This is a genomic window from Tsukamurella sputi, assembly GCF_007858445.1.
Taxonomy (GTDB): Bacteria; Actinomycetota; Actinomycetes; order Mycobacteriales; family Mycobacteriaceae; genus Tsukamurella; species Tsukamurella sputi.
Genome location: NZ_VIGV01000002.1, coordinates 454,133 through 475,559 on the forward strand (window position 1 = coordinate 454,133; position 21,427 = coordinate 475,559).

A 21,427-nucleotide genomic window follows, 5' to 3' on the forward strand; every position below is an offset into this window, starting at 1 on the left:
ACCATGGCGGACACCACCTCCGCTCCCACCACCTCGCCGCTGGATGTCAACCGGTTCACGGCCGCAGACGCGGCCGGGCTGCCCGACGACGTCCGCCACCTCGTCGCACGGCGCGACGCCGTCCTCGGCGACCGCACGCCGCTCCTGTACCGGCGTCCGATACACCCCGTCTCCGCAAAAGGTCTGTGGCTCACCGACGCCGACGGCACCCGCTTCCTCGACATGTACAACAACGTCGCGAGCGTCGGCCATTGCCACCCCGCCGTCGTCGAGGCCGTCGCGACGCAAGCAGCCACCCTCAACACGCACACCCGCTACCTCCACGAGGGTGCCATCGACTACGGTCAGCGCCTCCTGCGCACGATGCCCGGATTCGGGCAGATCTCATTCACGTGCACGGGCTCCGAGGCCAACGACCTCGCGGTGCGGCTCGCCCGTCACGCGACAGGGAGCCGGGGCGTCATCGTCACGCGCGGCGCCTACCACGGCGGCACGGCGGTGAGCGCGTCGTGCTCGCCATCGGTGGACCCCGACGTACCCGACTGGGTCCGCGTCGTCGATGCCCCGGACCCCTATCGGACCGGCGACTCCACGGCCGCGGGGTTCACGGCCGCGGTCTCCGAGGCCGCGGCGGACCTCCAGCGAACCGGAACGGGAGTGGCCGCGTTGCTCCTCGATACCGTCTTCTCCTCGGACGGGGTCCAACCCGATCCTGTCGGCGTGCTCACGGAGGCGGTGGCGGCCGTCCGCGCAGCCGGGGGGCTGTTCATCGCAGACGAGGTACAGCCGGGATTCGGCCGAATGGGTCATGGAATGTGGGGGTACGAGCACCACGGGGTGACGCCGGACATCGTGACAATGGGTAAACCCATGGCCGCGGGTCTCCCCGTGGCGGCAACCGTGCTGGCGACCGACCTCAGCGAGACACTCACGAATGCAGTGCCGTACTTCAACACGTTCGGCGGCAACCCGGTGTCGATGGCTGCGGCGGCGGCGGTACTCGACGTGATCGAACGGGAGGGACTCATCGACGCCGCCGCGACCCGGGGTGAGCAGCTGCGCGGGCTCGTCCGCGAGATCCAGCAGGACAGCCGGATCATCGGGGATGTACGCGGCCGCGGCCTGTTCGTCGGGATCGAGATCGTCACCGACCGCGGGACCAAGGTCCCGGACCGCACCCGAGCGGTCGAGCTCGTCGACGGCCTGCGTGAGCGCGGCGTGCTGATCTCCACGGCGGGGCACCACGGCAACGTCCTCAAGGTCCGCCCGCCGCTGCCGATCACGTCCGACGAGATCGAGTTCTTCGCAACTCGGTTCGCCGACACGCTCGGCGGGGCCTGATTCTCACCGGTCAGCCACCGGGAACGCCGCGCTCGTCGGGCGCGGGCGTCCGGCGCGAGGTGAGTGCGATCGCGAAGACGACCAGCGCGATGCCGACCCCCTCCAGCCAACCGGGACGCTGCCCCAGCATCACCGCTCCGACACCGGTGGCGGTCACGGGGAGCAGGGCCAGCAGTAGCGCGAAGCGCTCCCGGCCCACCCTGGTGAGCACGACCTGGTCGAGGGCGTAGGGGATCACCGAACTCAAGAGCCCGAGGCCGAGGCCGAGCACCCACACCTCCCAGCTGAGGAAGGCCTCGGGGCGGGTCGCCAGATCGGGACCAAGACCGGGGATCGCCAGCACCAGGGCGCCGGCGGCGAGGCCCACACCCAGGCCCTCGATGCCGCCACCCGCGTCGGCGACCCGCTTACCGAGCACGATGTAGCCGGCCCACAGGGCCGCCGCCAACAGGGCGCACGCGATGCCGATGACACCGGTCGATCCGCCGCCACCGTCGACGTTGACACCCGCGACGCACACCACTCCGGCGAGTGCGGCCGCGGCGGCGATCAGGTCGACCGCTCGTCGTGACCCGGCGACCGCCACCGCGATCGGCCCCAGGAACTCGATCGCGACGGCTGTGCCCAGGTCGATGTGGTCGATGGCCTCGTAGAAGGCCATGTTCATGGCGACGGTGACCGTGCCGAAGAGCGCCGCGGCGCGCAGCCGCGCCCTCGACCAGTCGCGCCGTCGGGGCCGCAGGAGCAGCAGCAGGATCAGTCCCGCACCCGCCCCGCGCAGCCACGCGACCGCGACGGGCGAGAGCTCCTCGAACAGGCCGACGCCCAGCGACGCACCCACGTACTGGCTGATCGCGCCGACCACGAACATCGCGGGGATCATGAGCGGCATCACGTTGCCCAGCCTAAGTGCCGGGCTCGGCCGGTTTTGTTCACCCTGGGAGAACATGCCGCCCACCTCCCGGATGCGATGGAACAAATGGGTACCCTCGAACGTATATAGAGATGTACGAACGGTTCGTGAGGAACGGAGGAGTCATGACGAACACAGTCACTTCAGAGGCCCCCGCGGGCGATGCCTTCGCTCCCCTGACGGCGTCCGACCGCTGCGATCGTTGCTCGGCGGCCGCCCAGGTTCGTGCGGTTCTCCCCTCGGGGTTCGAGCTGCTGTTCTGCGGCCACCACTTCACCGAGCACCAGGCGAAGCTGGCATCGCAGGGCGCCACGGTCGTGGGCGAGCCCGCCACCGTCTAGTAGTCCGGCCGAAGGCGCCGCGCACCCGCCCTACTTCCGGGTGCGCGGCGCCTTCGTCGTCTGCGGGGCGTCACTTCCAGGTGCGCAGTGCGGCGATCCGCTCGCGCAGCTGATCCGCGCTCGCCATCGCGGTGACGGGCCCACCCAGCTTGCTGCGCAGCTCGTTGTGCACGACACCGTGCGGTTTGCCGGTGCGGTGATGATGCATCGCCACGAGCGAATTGAGCTCACGGCGGAGGGCGGAGAGCTGGGCGCCCGCGGTGGCCCGCTCCTCAACGGCCGGGGGCGGCGCGGGTCGGGCGGGCTCGGCGGAGCGGGTGTCCACCTGCTCCTTCTGCCGCTGCTTGAGCAGTGCGCGCATCTGCTCCGCGTCGAGCAGGCCGGGAAGGCCCAGGTAGTCCGCCTCCTCCTCGCTGCCCGCGAAGGTCGCGGTGCCGTACGAGGATCCGTCGTAGATGAGCTGGTCCAGCTCGGCGTCGGCGTGCAGCGAGACGAAGGCCTTCTCCTCCTCGCCCGGCTCGTCCTTCTGCTTGTTCGCGTCGATGAGCAGCGCGTCGTCGAGCCCGTCGGACTCGCGGTGCGGCTTACCCAGGACGTGATCGCGCTGTTCCTCCAGCTTCGCTGCAAGGTCCAGCAGGACCGGCACCGACGGGAGGAAGACGCTCGCCGTCTCCCCCGGCACCCGCAGACGCACGAAGCGACCGATGGCCTGCGCGAAGAACAGCGGCGTCGAGGCGCTCGTCGCGTAGACGCCCACGGCCAGGCGCGGCACGTCGACGCCCTCGGACACCATGCGGACGGCCACCATCCACTTGTCGGTGCCCTCGGAGAAGGCCGAGATCCGCTTGGAGGCCGTCGGATCGTCGGAGAGGACCACGGTGACCTTCTCGCCGCTGATCTCCTCGAGCAGCTCGGCGTAGTCACGGGCGGTGGACTGGTCGGTGGCGATCACCAGGCCACCCGCGTCGGGCATGGCACGACGCAGCTGGTCCAGGCGGGTGTCGGCGGCCTGCAGGACGGCCGGGATCCAATCGCCGTGCGGATCGAGCGCGGTGCGCCACGCCCGGGCGGTCTGCTCCTTGCTCAGCGGCTCGCCGAGCCGGGCCGTGAACTCCTCGCCCGCGCTCGTGCGCCAACTCGCCTGGCCGGAGTAGGCCAGGAAGACGACGGGGCGGACGACACCGTCGGCGAGGGCGTCCGAGTAGCCGTAGACGTGATCGGCCTTCGACCGCTGCCCTCCGCCGGCTTCGGGCTCGTAGGTGACGAACGGGATCGGGTTGTCGTCGCTGCGGAACGGGGTACCCGTCAGCGCGAGCCTCCGCGTGGCCGGCTCGAAGGCCTCGCGCACGCCCTCGCCCCAGCTCTTCGCGTCGCCGGCGTGATGGATCTCATCCAGGATCACGAGCGTCTTGTACGCCGTGGTGCGCGCGTGATGCTTGTACGGATGCATGCCCACCTGGGCGTACGTGATGACCACACCGTCGAAATCCGACGACGTGCTTCCGCCCGAGTTGGTGAAGTTCGGGTCCAGGTTGATGCCGTTGCGAGCGGCCGCCTCCGCCCACTGGTACTTGAGGTGCTCGGTAGGCGCGACCACGGTCACGCGCTCGACGGTGCGATCGGCCAGTAGCTCGGAGGCCACGCGGAGCGCGAAGGTGGTCTTACCGGCGCCGGGCGTCGCCACGGCGAGGAAGTCCTGCGGCTTCGCGGTCAGGTACTTCGTGAGCGCACGGCGCTGCCAGACACGAAGTGAAACCGCCATCGAGAAACGCACCCCTAAACGCGAGAGTTAGGCCCGCCGGGCGCGGGCAGGCGCCGCGGGCGGGTCGATCGTGAACCCTGGAGCAGTCTACTCGCAACACGCGGCGGTCCCGGTTCCGGCGTGATCGCCGCCGGTGCGCAAGACTGAAGACGATGGACGACGCACACGGAACGCCGGGAGGCCGGCAACCGGGCTCGGCGAAGGACCCCGAGCCGCGCGATCCGGGCCCGCACACGCAGGACCTGGATCGGCCCCTCCGTGCCTCCTTCCCCACGCGCGCGTGGGGGGTCGTCAAGGGGATGCCCCAGGTCCTGTGGCGCACGATCGTCAAGTCCTGGGACGACTCCATCGTCGGCCAGAGCGCACAGGCGGCGTTCTGGACCACCCTGTCGCTCGCGCCGCTCCTCCTGGCGCTGATGGGCCTCATCGGCTACGTGGCGAACTGGTTCGGGCCCGACACCATCGGAGTGATCCACGACCGGCTCATCTCCTTCGGCCTGCGGATCTTCACCCCCAACGTGGTGGATGAGATCATCCGCCCCATGGTCGACGGGGTGCTGCAGCAGGGCCGCGGCGATGTCGTCTCGGTGGGCTTCATCATCGCGCTGTGGGCCGGCTCGTCGGCGCTCTCGTCGTACGTCGATTCGATCAGCATGGCCCACGACCAGCACACCGTGCGCAACCCGGTGCACCAGCGGTTCTTCGCGCTGCTGCTCTACGTCGAGTTCCTGGTGATCGCGGTCTTCACCCTGCCGCTGGTCGCGCTGGGGCCGAGCTTCATCATCAAGTACATCCCCGCGTCGTGGCACCCCGCGGTGGCCCAGCTGATCGACTTCGGCTACCTGCCCTTCGTCGTGCTCATGCTGGTCGGCGGGCTCGCGCTGCTCTACCGGCAGGCGCTGCCGCGCCCGCTGCCCTGGTACCGGCACGTCCCGGGGGCGGCGCTGGCCGCGCTCATCTTCCTGGTCGCCTCGACGGGACTGCGGGTGTACCTGTCGTTCATCGCCTCGGGCCGGGGGATCTCGTACGGCGCGCTCGCGACCCCGATCGCCTTCCTGCTGTTCACGTTCTTCCTCGGCTTCGCCGTGATGGTGGGCGCCGAGTTCAACGCCGCGCTGCAGGACCGCTGGCCCGCGCGCGAGGTGCGCACTGATCAGCTGCGCGACTGGGTGGTGGAGCAGATCAAGGAGGCCGGCATCCCGGACCCCGGCCGAGCGGCCGCCGAAGGACTGCGCCGTGCGACGGACCCGATCCGCCGGCGCCAACGCGCCGAGGCGGACGAGCCGTCGAACAGCGTGGACCGCCCCGAGGAGGCGACGGTGCGGCGCACCGTGGAGACCGATGCGCCCCGGCCGGCGGCGACGCTGCCGCCCCGCGAGGTGGAGCCGCGCTGAGCGGCTACTTCTTCATGCGGTCGTAGATCTTCTTGCACTCGGGGCACACGGGCGAGCCGGGCTTCGCCGACTTGGTGACCGGGAAGGTCTCTCCGCACAGCGCGACGACGTAGTTGCCCATCACTGCGGACTCGGCGATCTTGTTCTTCCGCACGTAGTGGAAGAACTTGGGACTGTCATCGTCGTTTCCGGTGTCGGCGTCGACATCGACGTCCGGCTTCTCCAGGGTCTTCGTGCTCATGACTTTCATTCTGCCAGCCGCAGTGGGACGATCGAAGTGTGGGAAACCAAGGTGAGAACACCTACGTCATCACCGACGCGGAGGACTCGTACGACGAGCAGCACCGGCGCCGCGTGCGGCGGTACCTGATGATCATGGCGATCCGCATTCCCGCCCTCGTGATCTCGGCGTGGATCTACTCCGCCACCGGCAACTGGATGATCGCGCTGGCGGTGCTCGCCGGTTCCATCCCCATCCCGTGGATCGCGGTGATCCGCGCCAACGACAGGCCGCGCAAGCGCAAGGGCGCGCCGGACCGGTTCACCCAGCGCAAGCTGGACCGGCTCGCGCTGCAGGGCCACCCCATCACCACCGTCTCGGGACGCGGCGAATAGGTGCACCTCTCCCCCGGCCTGGCACCGCTGTGCCGTCGGCTCGGTCCCGTGCTGGCCGCTGCCGGCTTCTCCGAATCCGCCGTCGCCGACCGCCTGGGCGATGCCTACGGCTGTCTGTCCCGCGGTGAGCCCGGCCCCGTCGAATCCGCGGCCGCCGGCGATGCGCCGCTCGATGTGCTGATCCGCCTGTTCCTCGCCGCCGCACCGGTCCCGCGTCCGCTGGCCGACGGTGCGCTCGCGCCCGTCACCGTCGACGAGGCGCTGGAGGCCGGCCTGCTCGAAAGCGACCCGGAGGCCCCGGAGCGGGTGCGGGCCGCCCTGAGCCTGCGGCCGCTGGACCTGCCCGACGGTCCGCAGTGGTTCCTCTCCGACCTCGACGGCCTGATGCGGCCGCACCCGCAGCACCGCGAGCACGTCCTCGGCGTGGGTCACGCCTCGCAGTCGCTGCTGCGGGCCACGCCCCGCGAGCCAGTGGGCTCCGTGCTCGACCTCGGCACCGGCTGCGGCGTCCACGCCTGTGCCGCCACGCGGTTCGCGGACACGGTGACCGCTACCGATGTCAGCGAGCGCGCGGCCGGCTTCGCCGCAGCGTCCGCCGCGCTGAACGGCGCGGACATCGAAGTCCTCACGGGCGACTGGTTCGCGCCGGTCGCCGGCCGCCGGTTCGACCTGGTCCTGGCGAACCCGCCCTTCGTCGTGGGCGAGGGCCGCGTCGACCACACCTACCGCGATTCCGGCCTCGACTTGGACGGTGCCTCCGAGTTGGTGGTGCGCGGGGCACCGGAGCACCTGGCGCCGGGAGGCACCGCGGCCCTGCTGGCGTCCTGGGTGCACCGCGAGGACGAGTCCTGGCAGGCCCGGGTCGCGTCCTGGCTGCCGAGCGAAGGCGTCGGAGCCTGGGTCCTGCAGCGCGACGTCGCCGATCCCGCGTTGTACGTGGGCACCTGGCTGCGCGACGAGGGGCTCGATCCCCGCGTCGGCGAGGGCCGCGCGAAGTCCGATCGCTGGCTGGCCCACCTCGCGGACGCCGGTGTCACGGGCATCGGGTTCGGGTTCGTGCTGCTGCGGGCGATCGACGGCCCGTCCGAGGTGGTCTGCGAGGAGCTGAGCCACCCCTTCGAGGACCCGCTGGGCGACGAGGTGCCAGCGCACTTCGCGCGGATGGCCTGGCTCCGCGACGCCGATCTGGACGCCGCCCGCCCACTGCTCGGCGACGACGTCGCGCTCGAGCGGGTGTCGGTCACCGGGGACGAGGGCTGGGACGAGGTCGCCGTGCGCGTGACCCGCATGTCGGGGCCGCGGTGGAGTCACGACATCGACGACGCCGGCGCCCGGCTGCTCGCCGGCTGCCGCGGGGAACTGCCGACGGAGGACCTCGTCGTCCTTCTCGAGGCCGCCACGGGCGTCGACGGACTGGCCGAGTCCGCGCGCCGGTTGCTCGCCGATCTCCACCGGCACGGATTCGTAACCTTCCTCTAAGCAACTTCTCAGCACACCTCTGTGTTTTCGCAGGTCAGAGGATTCGGCCTCGGGAACTCTGTGCGCCCGCCGTCCGTTGAACCTGATGTACCGGCGAACAGGAGGCAGCCACATGGCACACCGCGTCAACACCGCTAGCACCGCAGCCCGCCCCGCTGATCGGGTGCGGCCCCCGCTGACCGAGGCCGATCTCGATGCTCAGAGTCCCGCCGCGGATCTGGTGCGGGTGTACCTGAACGGCATCGGCCGCACCGCTCTGCTGACCGCGGAGGACGAGGTCGATCTGGCCAAGCGCATCGAGGCGGGGCTCTACGCCCAGCACCTCCTGGCCACCAAGAAGCGGATGGCCGCGTCGAAGAAGCGCGACCTGGCGTTCATCGTGCGCGACGGGCAGGCCGCGCGCCAGCACCTGCTCGAGGCCAACCTGCGCCTCGTGGTCTCGCTCGCCAAGCGCTACACCGGCCGCGGCATGCCACTGCTGGACCTGATCCAGGAGGGCAACCTGGGCCTGATCCGCGCGATGGAGAAGTTCGACTACGCCAAGGGCTTCAAGTTCTCGACGTACGCCACGTGGTGGATCCGTCAGGCGATCACCCGCGGCATGGCGGACCAGTCCCGCACCATCCGCCTGCCCGTCCACCTTGTGGAGCAGGTGAACAAGCTGGCCCGCATCCGACGCGAGCTGCATCAGCAGCTGGGCCGCGAGGCCACGGACGCGGAGCTCGCGGAGGAGTCGGGCATCCCCGCCGAGAAGATCGCCGATCTCATGGATCACTCGCGTGACCCGGTGAGCCTCGACATGCCCGTCGGGTCCGACGAGGAGGCCCCGCTGGGCGACTTCATCGAGGACGCGGAGGCCGCCTCGGCCGAGTCCGCCGTCATCTCGCGGCTCATGCACAGCGACGTGCGGTCGGTCCTGGCGACGCTCGACGAGCGCGAGCAGCAGGTCATCCGCCTGCGCTACGGCCTCGACGACGGCCAGCCCCGCACCCTGGACCAGATCGGCAAGCTTTTCGGGCTCTCCCGCGAGCGCGTGCGCCAGATCGAGCGCGAGGTCATGAGCAAGCTCCGCAACGGCGAGCGGGCGGATCGCCTGCGCGCGTACGCGAGCTAGAGGACCAGCACGGTAGGAACCGCGTCGGCTGCTACAGCCGGCGCGGTTCCGCTTGTTGGGTGAGCATGTCGCTGGCGTGGCCGATCCGGATCACCACCGACAGCACAGCAGCACCGTCCGTGGTGGCGAGGATCGGCTGGCAGTCGATGGACGCGATCTCGGGCACCTCGTAGGCGAGGGCCGCGACGCGGGTCACGACGTCGGTCAGTGCCGCCCTGTCGACTCCGGACTCGCCCGCGAAACCGTCGAGCAGCGGGGCGGAGCGGGTCGCGGTGACCAGATCGGCCGCGGCCGCGTTGGTCAGCGGCAGCAGCCGGTAGACGCGGTCGCCGAGCAGCTCGGGGACGGCGCCGCTGAGCCCGAAGGACAGCAGCGGGCCGATCCGCGGATCGTTCTCGTAGCCGACCGCGCAGCCGATGCCCTTGTGCGCCATGCGCTGCACGTGCAGCGTCGCCTCCCCTGTGGCCTGAGAGAGCTCGGCGAAGGCGTCGGCCACCGCCTGCGGGCCCGCCAGATCCAGCCGGACGGCCGCGAGATCGGCGCGCAGGCGCCACCGCTCCCCCATGGCTTTGACGGCCACGGGGTACCCGAGACGTTCGGCGGCGACCACCGCCTCCTCCGGACTGGAGACCACGTCGAAGGCCACGACCCCGACGCCGTAGAGCTTCAGCAGTTCCGCGCTCTGCGCGAAACTCAGGGTGACGGGTCCCTCTTCGCCGTCGCCGTCCGTCGCGGACAGCCACTCCCGCACTCTGGTCCGGGCCGTCTCCACGTCGGTGCCCTCGGGCCGCGCGGTGTCGGAGATCGGCCGGGCCCGCCACTGGGCGTAGCGCCAGCCGTGCGCGAGGACGCGGGCCGCACGCTCGGGCTCCGGGTACGACGGGACCGAGCCCCGCACCCGGACACCGTGTTCGTCGGTGGCGGCGAGGATCTCGGCAACACCGTCGAACGCGAGGAAGGTCGAGACGATCGGTTTGGCCTGCCTCCGGGAGGCCTCGAGCAGCACCGCGGCGTGCGCTTCGGGCGGCGCCTCGACGGGCGGGACGAAGACGGCGATGATCGCGTCCACCGCATCGTCGGCGAGGGCGGCGTCGATCGCGGCGCCGAACTCCTCGGGGGTCGCCGCCGCACCGAGGTCGACGGGCTGCGCGACGTCGAGGCCCTCCCGGATGCCGGTGTGGGTGGCGAGGATGCCGAGCGCCGTCGAGTTGCCGATGACGGCGACCCGCGGCCCGGCGGGCAGCGGCTGGTAGCTGAAGAAGGTGGCGCAGTCGAACAGTTCGGGGATGGAGTCCACCTGGACCACACCGGAGTTCTCGAACAGCGCCTCCGAGCCGCGTTGGCGGCGATCGGCGTCGACGCCGCCGCGATGCACTGCCACGATCGGCTTCTGCCGGGACAGTCGCTGTGCGATGCGGCCGAACTTGCGCGGGTTACCGAAGCTCTCGAGGTACAGCAGCACCACCTCGGTGGCGTCGTCGGTGTCCCAGTACTGCAGGACGTCGTTGCCGGAGACGTCGGCACGGTTACCGGCGGAGACGAAGGTGGTCAGTCCCACACCGCGTTTGGCCGCGGTGTCCAGGATGGCGATGCCGAGGGCGCCGGACTGGCAGAAGAAACCGACGTTCCCGCGGCCGGGAACGACGGGCGCCAGCGTCGCGTTGATCCGCACCTCGCGGTCGGTGTTGATCACGCCGAGCGCGTTCGGGCCGATCAGCCGCATGCCGTGGGACCGCACGGCTTTGAGCAGGCGCCGCTCGGACTCCTTGCCGCGTCCGCCGGCGTCGGAGAAGCCGGAGGAGACGACGAGCAGCGTGCGCACCTCCTTGGCGAGGCAGTCGTCGAGCACCTGGCCCATGTTGTCCGCGGGCACCGCGACCACGGCGAGGTCGACCTGGTCGGGGATGTCGCGCACCGACTCGTAGGCGCGGATCCCCGCGACGGACCGGCGATCCGGATGCACGGGGTACACGGGACCCGCGAAATCGCCGGCGATGATATTGCGCAGCACCGCGTGTCCGACCTTGCCGGGGGTGGCCGACGCACCGATCACCGCGATCGACGTGGGACGCAGTGCGTTGCTCACGCTGCGCGCCTCCGAGGCGAGCTCGCGGGCGTTGCGCACGGCGACGAGCGCCTCCGTGGGGTCGATGCCGAACTCGACGTGCACGACGCTGCCGTCGAAGCTGCGGCGCAGCTCGTACCCGGCGGCCTTGAAGACGTTGACCATGTACCGGTTCTCCGCGAGGACCTCCGCCTCGAACCGGTGGAAGCCGTTCTCCGCCGCTGCGCCGGCGAGGTGCTCGAGGAGGATCGGCCCGAGGCCGCGCCCCTGGTGCTCGTCGGCGACGACGAAGGCGACCTCCGCCGAGGTCGGCTTCCCGGAGTCGGCGAGGCCCTCATAAAGGCCCACCGCGATGATCTTGCCGCCGAGGATCGCGAGGAGGCAGACGCGCTGCTCGTGGTCGACGGTCGTCATCCGGGCCACGTCGCGCGGCGGCATCACCGGGTACGGTCCGAAGTACCGCAGGTAGCGGGTGCGCTCGGAGAGTCCGCCGTGGAACTCCACCATCGCATCGGCGTCGTCGGGGACGACGGGGCGCAGGTGGACGACGCCGCCGTCGGAGGCGAGGACGTCCGCGACCCAGTGGACGGGGAACTCGTAGGGCCCCGACGGCGCCTGCGTGCTCGGCGCCGGGAACGGGTCGGTGGCGGGCCCGGACGGATGGAGTGGGGTCTCGTCAGTCACGGGGGTCCTCCGGGTCGAGTCCTGGAGTGCGAAGCGCGGCAGGGAACACGTCAATCACGAGGATCCTCCGGGTCGAGTCCTGGAGTGCGAAGTGCGGCAGGGAACACGTCAGTCACGAGGATCCTCCGGGTCGAGTCCTGGAGTGCGAAGTGCGGCAGGGAACACGTCAGTCACGAGGATCCTCCGGGTCGAGTCCGTGGAGAGGAAATACAGCGGAGCGGGCACGCGCGATGAAGCGGTCGGCCGCGGCGTCCATCGGCGCGGACGTGGGGTCGTAGGACGAGGGTTCCCACGGCGTGAAGGTGGTCTCGCCGCCCTCGCCCATGGTCTCGGGCAGGGTGTCGACGGCGCCGACCTGCTCCGTCGGCAGGCTCGCGGCGAGGTCCTTCCACTCGGCGGGGATCGGGGTCGCGGGGTCGAGATCGGCACCGACCACGGCGGCGATGAGGTGGGTCCAGGCTCGGGGTACCACGTCCACGAGTTGATAGCCTCCGCCGCCGACGGCGAGCCAGCGGCCGTCGCACACCTCGTCCGCGAGGTCGCGCATCGCGAGGATCGCCGCGCGCTGGCCGTCGACGGTGAGTGCGAGGTCGGTGAGCGGGTCGCTCGCGTGCGAGTCGCAGCCGCACTGACTCACGATGAGCTGCGGGCGGAACTCCCGGACCACGGACGGGACCACAGCGTGGAAGGCACGGAGCCACAGGCCGTCGGGGCAGAACGCGGGCACCGGGATGTTGACGGCTGTGCCGCGGGCCTCGGGCCCGCCGAGCTCCGTCGGGTATCCGGTGTTGGGCCACAGGTGTTGCGGGTCCTCGTGCAGCGAGATCGTCAGCACCCGTGGGTCGTTCCAGAACTGGGCCTGCACGCCGTCGCCGTGGTGGGCGTCGACGTCGATGTAGGCGATCCGGTCGTATCCGTTGTCGAGGAGCCAGGAGATCGCGATGGCGGCGTCGTTGTAGACGCAGAATCCGGAAGCGTGGGAACGCATCGCGTGGTGCATCCCGCCCGCGATGTTCACGGCCCGGGTCGTGGTGCCCGAGGCGATCGCCTTGGCGCCGGCGAGGGTGGATCCGACGAGGCTCGCCGCTGCCTCGTGCATGCGCAGGAAGATCGGATTGTCGTCGTTGCCGAGTCCGTACCCGGTCAGGTCGATCCGGGAGCGGCCCGAGCCGGCGACGCGCACCGCCGCGAGGTAGTCGTCGGTGTGGGCGCGGCCGAGTTCCAGCGGGTCGAGCACCCCCGGCGTCACCGTCTCGACACCGTCGAGCACGCCCAGCATCCGGGAGAGCTCCATCGTCAACCGCAGGCGCACCGGATCCATCGGATGCGAGTGGGAGAAGCGGTAGTCGAGTACGGAGGGGTCCCAGACCACCTGGGAGTCGGGGAACCGTGCCATGGATCACGACCCTAGTCGTTACGCCACTGCACCGCTTCCAAGTTAGGTAACCTTAAGTACGGGGGACTGTCGCCCGTCTCGGTTAAGCTCGACAGTGACGAGAAGGAGCTGGATACGTGAACGATCTGGTGGACACCACCGAGATGTACCTGCGGACGATCTACGAGCTCGAAGAGGAGGGCGTCGTGCCCCTCCGGGCGCGGATCGCCGAGCGTCTCGAACAGAGTGGTCCCACGGTCTCGCAGACGGTGCAGCGCATGGAGCGCGACGGCCTCGTGCGCGTCGCCGGTGACCGCCACCTCGAACTCAGCGACAAGGGTCGCCAGCTCGCGATCGCCGTGATGCGCAAGCACCGCCTCGCGGAGCGCCTTCTGGTGGACGTCATCGGCCTGCAGTGGGAGAACGTGCATGCGGAGGCCTGCCGCTGGGAGCACGTGATGAGCGAGGACGTCGAGCGCCGGCTGCTGGAGGTGCTGGGCAACCCCACCACCTCCCCGTACGGCAACCCGATCCCGGGGCTCGGTGAGCTCGGGGTGACGATCGGCAACGAGCCCGCCCGCCCGGCCCGCCTCACCGATCTGCCGCAGGGCGGCCCCACCGCCGTCGTCATCAAGCGGCTCGCCGAGCACGTGCAGGCCGATACGGACCTGATCGGCCGGTTCCGCGAGGCCGGCGTGGTGCCGGACGCGCGCGTCTCGGTCACCGTCCAGCGCGGCGGCGTCGTCATCTCCGTCGCGGGGCACGAGGACTTCGAGCTGCCCGATGAGATGGCCCACGCGGTGTTCGTCGAGGCGGTGTAGCCGATGCGCTTGTTGGTGACCGGGGGCGCCGGATACGTCGGCAGCGTGTGCACCCAGGTACTGCTCGAGCGCGGTCACGAGGTGACAGTGCTCGACGATCTGAGCACCGGAAATCGTGACGCGGTGCCCGCGGGCGCCGTCTTCGTGGAGGGTGACGTGGCCCAGGCCGCACGCCCGCTCCTGAGCGACGACGAGTTCGACGGAGTGCTGCACTTCGCCGCGAAATCATTGGTGGGCGAGTCCGTATCGCATCCGCACAAGTACTGGCAGGGCAACGTCGTCACCACGCTGACCCTGCTCGACGCGATGCTCGCCGCGGGTGTGCCGCGCCTGGTCTTCTCCTCGACCGCGGCCACCTACGGTGAGCCGGAGTCGGTTCCGGTCACCGAGGACGCGCGCACCGCGCCGACGAACACCTACGGCGCCACCAAGCTCGCGATCGACGCCGCCATCACCTCCTACGCCACCGCGTACGGTCTCGCAGCGGTCTCGCTGCGGTACTTCAACGTGGCGGGCAGCTACGGCGGCTTCGGCGAGAACCGCGAGGTCGAGACGCATCTGATCCCGCTGGTGCTGCAGACCGCGCTGGGCCAGCGCGCCGACATCGCCGTCTTCGGCTCCGACTTCCCCACCGACGACGGCACGGCCGTCCGCGACTACGTGCACGTCAAGGACCTGGCAGATGCGCACCTGCTGGCGCTCGACCATGCGCGCGCGGGTGCCCATGACATCTTCAACCTGGGGTCCGGCAAGGGCTTCTCGGTGCGCCAGGTGATCGACACCTGCCGTGAGGTGACGGGACGCGAGATCCCCGAGGTCGCCGCGGACCGTCGCGCGGGTGACCCGGCGACGCTGGTCGCGTCGTCGCAGCGCGCCATCGACGAGCTGGGGTGGCGTCCGCAATCGACCGATCTGCGCGGCATCGTCGCCGATGCCTGGGAGTACACGCAGGCCCTGGGAGACCGGGCGCACGCCGCTCGCCGGTCCTGATCCCACTCCGCGGTCCGGCCGATTCGGTCATCCCGCGAGCGGGTAGTCGACATCGCGCGGGGGCAGGGCCACGCCGAGGCGCCGTGCGATGGTGGTTCCGATCTCCGCGGTGATGCACAGCTCCCGCGGATGCATGCCCGACGCGAGCGCTTCGGCGAGGAGCCGGGCGCCGCGGTAGCGCCGGTCGGCCGTGAGTGCGGCGTCGAGGGCTATCCCCGTCAGGGGGCCGTCGCCGCGCAGGTAGCCGGAGGCGGCCACGAGCGTCGCAGCGGCGGCCCGCGGCGTGCCCCGCAGCCGTCGCGCGAGCTCGGCGAACAGCAGGCGCGCTTCGTCGGCCATCACGGTCAGTCCCAGGGCCATGGCGGCGTCCCGTACCTGGAGATCGAGGAGCGCTCCCCCGAGCAGTGCGACATCGGCATCGGAGAGGGCGCTCGATCGCTGCGCGGTCACCGCGCCGACCACCGCGGCCAGCAGCTCGCACGGGTCACCGTCGGCCTCGTACGCGGCGGCATCGCGGCACCGGTCGGGCATCACCCCGCCCCCTTCCTCCGCGAGCTGATCGGTGAGTTCCGCACGGGATCGATGGATGACCCGCCCCTCGACGACCGCGGCGAGCATCACGGGCGAGGTCTCCGGGTCCGGAAGCGATCCGCTCTCGCCGTGACCGCACACCCAGCGCCGCCCCTCGGCGATCCGATCCACGAGGAGGACGTCGACCACCTCGAGATCGGGCTCGACGACCTCCTGGGAGCGCCCGGCGTCCTCGACGACACGCATCACCGCCGGCGTGGCGCGGGCCAACGGACGGTCGTCGACGATCAGGCAGAAGACGTGCTCGGTCCCCTGGTTCCGCAGCATCCGCACCGCCTCGCCCAGGTGCGTCCGGCAGTCCTTCCGGAGTCCGCCCGCCCGGGTGAGTCCGAGATCGGTGCGGGCCGTGGCCCCGATCCGGCCCGTCACGTCGTCGTGGGCGAGCAGGATCACCGACCGCGCCGGGTAGAAGCCCAGGAGGGCCGGCACGGCGGCGATCAGATCGCCGACGGAGTGGATCTTCATTGCTGGGTCCGCGTGATGGTTCGTCATGTCCGCCATGCTGGTGCAGCTCCCGGACGGGAGATCGCCCCTCTGGATCGACCGTCCCCAGTTTGGTTACGAAACCTTCTCCGCGCTGCGCGTGTGCATGGGGAACGGGAGTTACCGGACACCGGCGGACGGGCGGCCGACGGACGGGCGCGGTGGGCGCTACTGTGAACCGCGTGATCGGCTTACCGCGGTTCTCGGACCGTACGCGCGACTGGTTCCTCAGCGGCATGTCTGAGCGTGCCGGCACCCACGTCGGACCCCACGCGAGCGATGCCGAGCATCCGCAGCCGTGGTGGAAGGTCATGTGCCTGACCGGCGTCGACTACTTCTCGACGCTCGGCTACCAGCCCGCGATCGCCTTCATCGCCGCGGGCGTCATCTCGCCCATCGCGACCCTCGTGCTGATCGCCCTCACGCTGTTCGGCGCGCTCCCCGTGTACAAGCGGGTCTCCCGCGAGAGCTTCAACGGGTCCGGCTCGCTGGCGATGTTCGAGCGACTGCTCCCCTGGTGGGGCGGCAAGCTGTTCGTCCTCGTACTCCTCGGCTTCGCGGCCACCGACTTCATCATCACGATCACGCTGTCGTCGTCGGACGCAGCGGAGCACATCGTCGAGAATCCGCTCGTCCCCTCGTTCTTCCACGGCGCGAACATCCCGATCACCCTGGGCCTGGTACTCCTGCTGGGCGTGATCTTCCTCAAGGGCTTCCGGGAGGCCATCGGCACCGCGGTGGTCCTGGTGACCGTGTACCTCGCGCTCAACGTGGTGGTCATCGGGGTCGCGCTGTGGCACGTCGCCGAGCGGCCGCAGAAGGTCCTGGACTGGCAGGACCTGCTCTGGGCCCAGCACTCGAATCCGCTGATGGTGATCGCGGTCGCGCTCATCGTCTTCCCGAAGCTCGCGCTCGGACTGTCGGGTTTCGAGACGGGCGTCGCGGTCATGCCGCAGATCAAGGGCGATCCGAACGATCCTCCCGAGTACCCGGCCAAGCGCATCCGCGACACGGGCCGGCTCCTGACCACGGCCGCTGTGATCATGAGCGTCCTGCTCGCCACGTCGAGCTTCGCGACCACGGTGCTGATCCCCGCCAAGGAGTTCGAGCCCAACGGCGGCGCGAACGGCCGCGCTCTCGCGTGGCTCGCGCACGAGTACCTCGGCAACGGCTTCGGCACCGTCTACGACGTCTCGACGGTCGCGATCCTGTGGTTCGCGGGTGCCTCCGCGATGGCGGGCCTGCTCAATCTCGTGCCCCGCTACCTGCCCCGTTACGGCATGGCGCCGCGGTGGGCCTCGGCCGTCCGCCCGTTGGTCGTGGTGCTCACCGTGATCGCCCTCGCGATCGTGCTCATCTTCGAGGCCGACGTGAACGCCCAGGGCGGTGCGTACGCGACCGGCGTGCTGGTGCTCATGACCTCCGCCGCGATCGCGGTGACCATCTCCGCCCGCCGCAAGCGCCAGACCGCCGCCACCTGGGGCTTCGGCCTGATCTCCGCGGTCTTCGTCTACACCACGATCGACAACGTCATCGAGCGGCCCGACGGTGTGCGGATCGCGGCGCTGTTCATCCTCGCCATCGCGGTGGTCTCGATCGGCTCGCGCGTGCGACGCAGCTTCGAACTGCGCGCCTCGTCCATCACGTTCGACGAGAAGGCACTCGAGTTCATCCGCGACGACGCCGCGGCGCAGCACGCCATCCGCATCGTCTCCCACGAGCCCGATGTCGACACGAAGAAGGAGTACCGCGACAAGGTGCGCGCCGAGCGCAAGTTCGGTCACATCCCCGGTCGCTCACGGGTGATCCTGCTCGAGGTCTGGCCGCGCGACTCGTCGGACTTCGAGGAGGACCTGGAGGTCCGCGGCATCGAGAAGTTCGGCTATCGCCTGCTCAAGGTGCGCTCGGGCAGCATCGCGAACACCATAGCCGCCGTGCTGCTCTACATCCGGGACGAGACGGGCGTGGTCCCCGAGGTGTACTTCCAGTGGTCCGAGATGAACCCCGTTCTCAACATGGGCAAGTACCTGGTCGAGGGCTCGGGCGAAGTCGCGGCCGTCTGTCACGAGGTGCTGCGGCAGGCGGAGCACGACGCCAAACGTCGCCCGACGGTGCACGTCTCCTAGTCGGGCCGGTACGCGAACGGCAGTTCGTGGTGCGCCACGGGCAGCGTCTCGACCCGCATCCACGGGTACCGCTGCCCGACGGTGCGCGCCAGCGCCGCGCCGTCGTGATAGCGCGTCCGCAGCGCGAACACCACGGTGACTCCCCCGCGGACCGCTTCCAGCGCGTCCAGCGCCGTGGCGGACGGGCGGCGCGGTGGCGCGTACGTCCGCCGAGGGCCGTCGGCGACCGCTGCGGCGAGACGCCCCAACTCGGGTGTCGGCGGCCAGTGGCCGCGGGTCTCCCAGATCGCGTGGGCGCGCTGCCGCGAGCTCGACGGTGCCAGCAGGAGCGGTACCGCCCGGATGAGTGTGCTCGGTCGCATGGGAGCGAAGACGTCGGTCGGGTCGAGCAGGGTCATCGTCTCCACTCGCGCGGGGCGCACGAGGCCGTACGCGACTGCGATCTGGGCGCCGTAGGAGTGGCCGAGCACCGCGGCGGTCGGTGCACCGAGCCCGTCGAGGACCTCGTCGATCCAGGCCGGCCAATCGGCGCGGGTGCGGAACATGCGGCGTTCGGTGCCTCCCGCGTCGCCCGGTAGGTCGGGGGCGATCACCCGGAATCGCTGCGCCAGGTCCGCGGCCTGCGCGAACCACACGGCGGCGGTACCACCGCCGCCGGGCAGGCACAGCAGCGGCGGCGCGTCGTCCGGGCCGCTGGTGAGCACCGCGGTGCGGGCGAGGTCTCCGTCGACGACGAGGCGCCGCACGGGCACGCCCCAGTCCCGCAGCACGGCGTCGTAGGCATCGGCGAACTCGGATTCCATCGGATTCCTCTCGATCATCGAGATACTTGATGATCAAGGTACCTGGTATCGTCGCCCGGTGAGCGACAACGAACACCTCGTGCACGCACTGCGGGCGGCGGCCCTGCGCTGGGACCAGGAGATCGCCGCCTTCGGCACGCGGTACGGCCTCGGCGGAACGGACATCCGGGCGCTGATCGTCCTGCTCGATCTCGAGCGCGCCGGCGTGCCCGCGACGCCGGGGGCCCTCGCCGACGAACTGCAGCTCAGCTCGGCGGCCTGCACGGCCCTCGTCGACCGCCTCGCCGCGGCGGGCCTCGTCGAACGCGGCCCCGACCCCGACGATCGGCGGCGCGTCCGCCTGCTGGTGACCCCCCACGCATGGAAGATCGGCGAGGGCTTCTTCGACTCCTTCCTCGGCCCGATCCGCTCCGCGGCCGCCGCACTCACGCCCGACGAGGCCGCAGCGGTGGAACGATTCCTGGCATCCGCGGTTACGCCGTGAGCGGAAACACGGCGCGCAGGGGAATCAGGACAACTGACGCGGAGTTGTCCACGTGTGAAAAACTGGTGGTTCCTCCTCGCGGAGGAGCACGGTCACGGAGGTAGCGCATGGACGAGCAGTCCCACATGTACGAGCTGGAGTTCCCCGGTCCGTCGGTCTCGGACACCGACGGCAACGGCCCCGTACTGGTGCACGCGCTCGACGGCTACGCCGACGCCGGTCACGCCCTGCGCCTGCTCCGCCGGCACCTCAAGGACAACCTCACCACCGAGCTGGTCGCGTCCTTCGACGTGGACGAGCTGATCGACTACCGCTCGCGCCGCCCCTCGATGACCTTCGAGGACGGCTTCACCGGCGTCGACGAGCCCGAGCTCAACCTCTACGCCGTGCGGGACTCCACCGGCAAGCCCTTCCTACTGCTGGCCGGCGCCGAGCCCGACCTGCGGTGGAACGGCTTCGTCAGCGCGGTCGCCGGCCTCGCCGAGCGGTTCGGCGTGCGTACCGTGGTGGGCCTGCACGCGATCCCGATGGCCGTGCCGCACACCCGTCCCGTGCCCGTCACGGCGCACGGCAACAACCCCGGCCTGCGCAGCGAGCTGCGCTCGTGGGACGGCGGCACGATGCGCCTGCCCGGCAGCGCCGCCGGCATGCTCGAGCTGCGCCTGGCCGACAAGGGCTACGACACGCTGGGCCTGTCCGTGCACGTCCCGCACTACCTCGCGCAGAACGACTACCCGGAGGCCGTGCTTGGGATCATGGGCGCGTTGCGCAGCAGCGTGGGGCTCAATCTGCCCGACGGTGACCTCCCCGTCGAGGCGGCGGAGCTCCGGGAGCAGATCGACGCGCAGGTCTCCTCCAGCGCGGAGATCGCCACCGTGGTCGAGACCCTCGAGCAGCAGTACGACGAGGCCGCCGCGCAGCCGCGCGAACTGCTCATCGCCGACGGCGAGGCCATCCCCACCGGCGACGACCTGGCCAGCGAGTTCGAGGCCTTCCTCGCCGAGCAGGCCGGCGACGAGGGCGAGAGCGGCCCGCACTCGTGACGCAGGTCCGGCAGCGCGTGGCGCTGATCCACGGCCATCGTCGCGCGTACCGCATCGGCGGCACCGGCCCGGCGCTGCTGCTCATCCACGGCATGGCCGACAACTCGTCGACCTTCGAGCCGATCCTGGAGCGCCTCGCCGAGCGGTACACCGTGATCGTCCCGGACCTGCTCGGGCACGGGCTGTCCGGGCGGCCCCGCGCGGACTACTCGTTGCCGGCGTTCACCAATGCCATGCGCGACCTGCTGCTCTACCTCGGCGTGGACCGCGCGACTCTCATCGGGCACTCGCTGGGCGGCGGCATCGCCGGCCAGTTCACCTACCAGTATCCGGATCTGGTCGAGCGCCTCGTCTTCGTCAACACCGGCGGTGTCACCCGGTCGGTCTCCCCCGTGCTCAAGGCCGTCTCGCTGCCGCTGTCGGAGATCGCGATCCGCTCGCTCGCGATCCCCGGCGTCCTGCCCGTGGCGAACGCGGCGCTCGGCCTGCTCGGCCGCGTGCCGCACAAGCTCTTCGTCGACAACGCCGAGTGCGCCCGGGTGCTCGCGGGTCTTCCGCACGCGGGCACGCCGCGTGCCTTCGCGCGCACGCTGCGGGCGGTGGTGGACCCGTCGGGCCAGATCGTGACGATGCTCGACCGCACCTATGTCGCCGACACCGTCCCCGTGCTGGTGGTCTGGGGCTCGGACGATCCGATCATCCCCGTCGACCACGCCCACCTGCTGCACGCGGCCCTGCCCGGCTCGCGCGTGGAGATCTTCGACGGTGCCGGCCACTTCCCCTTCCGCACCGACCCGGAGCGGTTCCTGGCGGTGCTGAACGACTTCCTCGACACCACCGAACCGGCGCATCTGACGCAGGCAGACCTGCAGAACGCGCTGCGTCGCGACGCCGATCTGGACGCCGAGCTCGACGACCTCGCGGTGGGAACCGAAACGCCCGCGTAACCGTCGGCGCCGCCGCCCGTAATGCGGCACGCCCACACTTCACACAGTCCATCGCT

Annotated in this window: 19 protein-coding genes; 12 read left to right on the forward strand and 7 right to left on the reverse strand. The window is 70.7% G+C overall.

Annotated features, from left to right (window positions below; translation table 11 throughout):
• Nucleotides 1–3 precede the first annotated feature (3 nt).
• Nucleotides 4–1,341: an aspartate aminotransferase family protein gene (locus FK268_RS07420; RefSeq protein WP_146432701.1), complete on the forward strand. Its 1,338-nt coding sequence runs from the start codon at nt 4–6 to the stop codon at nt 1,339–1,341.
• A 10-nt stretch (nt 1,342–1,351) separates the two neighbouring features.
• Here FK268_RS07420 and FK268_RS07425 read toward each other — a convergent pair whose 3' ends face one another.
• Nucleotides 1,352–2,233, reverse strand: coding sequence for an EamA family transporter (locus tag FK268_RS07425; RefSeq protein WP_231706999.1), 882 nt, complete (start codon nt 2,231–2,233; stop codon nt 1,352–1,354).
• A 146-nt stretch (nt 2,234–2,379) separates the two neighbouring features.
• Between FK268_RS07425 and FK268_RS07430 the strand changes: the two genes are divergently transcribed.
• Nucleotides 2,380–2,595 carry a DUF7455 domain-containing protein gene (locus tag FK268_RS07430; protein WP_146432703.1) on the forward strand — a complete coding sequence of 72 codons (216 nt, stop codon included), beginning with the start codon at nt 2,380–2,382 and terminating at the stop codon, nt 2,593–2,595.
• A gap of 70 nt (nt 2,596–2,665) precedes the next feature.
• On the opposite strand, the gene FK268_RS07435 is transcribed toward FK268_RS07430, so the two are convergent.
• A complete protein-coding gene (locus FK268_RS07435) occupies nt 2,666–4,357 on the reverse strand; it encodes a DEAD/DEAH box helicase (protein WP_146432705.1) in 1,692 nt (563 codons plus the stop codon).
• Nucleotides 4,358–4,509: 152 nt separating this feature from the next.
• On the opposite strand from FK268_RS07435, the gene FK268_RS07440 reads away from it, so the two are divergent.
• Complete coding sequence (locus FK268_RS07440; protein ID WP_146432707.1) at nt 4,510–5,751, forward strand: YihY/virulence factor BrkB family protein; 1,242 nt, start codon at nt 4,510–4,512, stop codon at nt 5,749–5,751.
• Between the two features lie 4 nt (nt 5,752–5,755).
• Here the strand turns inward: FK268_RS07440 and FK268_RS07445 are convergent, their stop codons facing one another.
• Complete coding sequence (locus tag FK268_RS07445; RefSeq protein ID WP_146432709.1) at nt 5,756–5,992, reverse strand: DUF3039 domain-containing protein; 237 nt, start codon at nt 5,990–5,992, stop codon at nt 5,756–5,758.
• 38 nt (nt 5,993–6,030) lie between these two features.
• Between FK268_RS07445 and FK268_RS07450 the strand changes: the two genes are divergently transcribed.
• From FK268_RS07450 to FK268_RS07460, 3 genes are all read left to right on the forward strand, one after another.
• The gene (locus FK268_RS07450) at nt 6,031–6,366 is read left to right on the forward strand and encodes a DUF3099 domain-containing protein (RefSeq protein WP_146432711.1); all 336 of its coding nucleotides are present in this window, start codon (nt 6,031–6,033) and stop codon (nt 6,364–6,366) included.
• Nucleotides 6,367–7,845, forward strand: coding sequence for a DUF7782 domain-containing protein (locus FK268_RS07455; RefSeq protein WP_146432713.1), 1,479 nt, complete (start codon nt 6,367–6,369; stop codon nt 7,843–7,845).
• 112 nt (nt 7,846–7,957) lie between these two features.
• Nucleotides 7,958–8,959: a sigma-70 family RNA polymerase sigma factor gene (locus FK268_RS07460; protein WP_068525066.1), complete on the forward strand. Its 1,002-nt coding sequence runs from the start codon at nt 7,958–7,960 to the stop codon at nt 8,957–8,959.
• A gap of 31 nt (nt 8,960–8,990) precedes the next feature.
• Here FK268_RS07460 and FK268_RS07465 read toward each other — a convergent pair whose 3' ends face one another.
• Nucleotides 8,991–11,708, reverse strand: a complete 2,718-nt coding sequence (locus tag FK268_RS07465) for a bifunctional acetate--CoA ligase family protein/GNAT family N-acetyltransferase (protein WP_146432715.1) — start codon at nt 11,706–11,708, stop codon at nt 8,991–8,993.
• A 166-nt stretch (nt 11,709–11,874) separates the two neighbouring features.
• Nucleotides 11,875–13,104: an acetoin utilization protein AcuC gene (locus FK268_RS07470; protein WP_146432717.1), complete on the reverse strand. Its 1,230-nt coding sequence runs from the start codon at nt 13,102–13,104 to the stop codon at nt 11,875–11,877.
• A 116-nt stretch (nt 13,105–13,220) separates the two neighbouring features.
• Between FK268_RS07470 and FK268_RS07475 the strand changes: the two genes are divergently transcribed.
• Both FK268_RS07475 and galE read left to right on the forward strand, forming a co-directional pair.
• The gene (locus tag FK268_RS07475; protein WP_146432720.1) at nt 13,221–13,904 is read left to right on the forward strand and encodes an iron-dependent transcriptional repressor DtxR; all 684 of its coding nucleotides are present in this window, start codon (nt 13,221–13,223) and stop codon (nt 13,902–13,904) included.
• Nucleotides 13,905–13,907: 3 nt separating this feature from the next.
• The gene (galE, locus tag FK268_RS07480) at nt 13,908–14,894 is read left to right on the forward strand and encodes a UDP-glucose 4-epimerase GalE (RefSeq protein ID WP_146432722.1); all 987 of its coding nucleotides are present in this window, start codon (nt 13,908–13,910) and stop codon (nt 14,892–14,894) included.
• A 27-nt stretch (nt 14,895–14,921) separates the two neighbouring features.
• Here galE and FK268_RS07485 read toward each other — a convergent pair whose 3' ends face one another.
• The gene (locus FK268_RS07485) at nt 14,922–15,977 is read right to left on the reverse strand and encodes a DUF4192 domain-containing protein (RefSeq protein WP_158636069.1); all 1,056 of its coding nucleotides are present in this window, start codon (nt 15,975–15,977) and stop codon (nt 14,922–14,924) included.
• Nucleotides 15,978–16,204: 227 nt separating this feature from the next.
• Here FK268_RS07485 and FK268_RS07490 point away from each other — a divergent pair, with 227 nt between their 5' ends.
• Entirely contained in the window at nt 16,205–18,094 is a 1,890-nt protein-coding gene (locus tag FK268_RS07490; protein WP_231707000.1) for an APC family permease, read from the forward strand.
• On the opposite strand, the gene FK268_RS07495 is transcribed toward FK268_RS07490, so the two are convergent.
• The gene (locus tag FK268_RS07495) at nt 18,091–18,897 is read right to left on the reverse strand and encodes an alpha/beta fold hydrolase (protein WP_158636070.1); all 807 of its coding nucleotides are present in this window, start codon (nt 18,895–18,897) and stop codon (nt 18,091–18,093) included. The genes FK268_RS07490 and FK268_RS07495 overlap by 4 nt on opposite strands.
• 58 nt (nt 18,898–18,955) lie before the next feature.
• Between FK268_RS07495 and FK268_RS07500 the strand changes: the two genes are divergently transcribed.
• The 3 genes from FK268_RS07500 (at nt 18,956) to FK268_RS07510 (ending at nt 21,371) form a co-directional block, all read left to right on the forward strand.
• The gene (locus tag FK268_RS07500; RefSeq protein ID WP_146432729.1) at nt 18,956–19,381 is read left to right on the forward strand and encodes a MarR family winged helix-turn-helix transcriptional regulator; all 426 of its coding nucleotides are present in this window, start codon (nt 18,956–18,958) and stop codon (nt 19,379–19,381) included.
• 107 nt (nt 19,382–19,488) lie between these two features.
• Nucleotides 19,489–20,424: a proteasome assembly chaperone family protein gene (locus tag FK268_RS07505; RefSeq protein WP_146432731.1), complete on the forward strand. Its 936-nt coding sequence runs from the start codon at nt 19,489–19,491 to the stop codon at nt 20,422–20,424.
• Complete coding sequence (locus FK268_RS07510) at nt 20,421–21,371, forward strand: alpha/beta fold hydrolase (RefSeq protein ID WP_146432732.1); 951 nt, start codon at nt 20,421–20,423, stop codon at nt 21,369–21,371. Before FK268_RS07505 ends, FK268_RS07510 begins: the two co-directional genes overlap by 4 nt.
• Nucleotides 21,372–21,427: the final 56 nt, after the last annotated feature.

Bases quoted from the DNA above. Each gene is read 5' to 3' on its own strand.
- FK268_RS07420 (WP_146432701.1), top strand. From the start codon at position 4: ATGGCGGACACCACCTCCGCTCCCACCACCTCGCCGCTGGATGTCAAC.
- FK268_RS07425 (WP_231706999.1), bottom strand. From the start codon at position 2,233: ATGCCGCTCATGATCCCCGCGATGTTCGTGGTCGGCGCGATCAGCCAG.
- FK268_RS07430 (WP_146432703.1), top strand. From the start codon at position 2,380: ATGACGAACACAGTCACTTCAGAGGCCCCCGCGGGCGATGCCTTCGCT.
- FK268_RS07435 (WP_146432705.1), bottom strand. From the start codon at position 4,357: ATGGCGGTTTCACTTCGTGTCTGGCAGCGCCGTGCGCTCACGAAGTAC.
- FK268_RS07440 (WP_146432707.1), top strand. From the start codon at position 4,510: ATGGACGACGCACACGGAACGCCGGGAGGCCGGCAACCGGGCTCGGCG.
- FK268_RS07445 (WP_146432709.1), bottom strand. From the start codon at position 5,992: ATGAGCACGAAGACCCTGGAGAAGCCGGACGTCGATGTCGACGCCGAC.
- FK268_RS07460 (WP_068525066.1), top strand. From the start codon at position 7,958: ATGGCACACCGCGTCAACACCGCTAGCACCGCAGCCCGCCCCGCTGAT.
- FK268_RS07470 (WP_146432717.1), bottom strand. From the start codon at position 13,104: ATGGCACGGTTCCCCGACTCCCAGGTGGTCTGGGACCCCTCCGTACTC.
- galE (WP_146432722.1), top strand. From the start codon at position 13,908: ATGCGCTTGTTGGTGACCGGGGGCGCCGGATACGTCGGCAGCGTGTGC.
- FK268_RS07485 (WP_158636069.1), bottom strand. From the start codon at position 15,977: ATGACGAACCATCACGCGGACCCAGCAATGAAGATCCACTCCGTCGGC.
- FK268_RS07490 (WP_231707000.1), top strand. From the start codon at position 16,205: ATGTCTGAGCGTGCCGGCACCCACGTCGGACCCCACGCGAGCGATGCC.
- FK268_RS07495 (WP_158636070.1), bottom strand. From the start codon at position 18,897: ATGGAATCCGAGTTCGCCGATGCCTACGACGCCGTGCTGCGGGACTGG.
- FK268_RS07505 (WP_146432731.1), top strand. From the start codon at position 19,489: ATGGACGAGCAGTCCCACATGTACGAGCTGGAGTTCCCCGGTCCGTCG.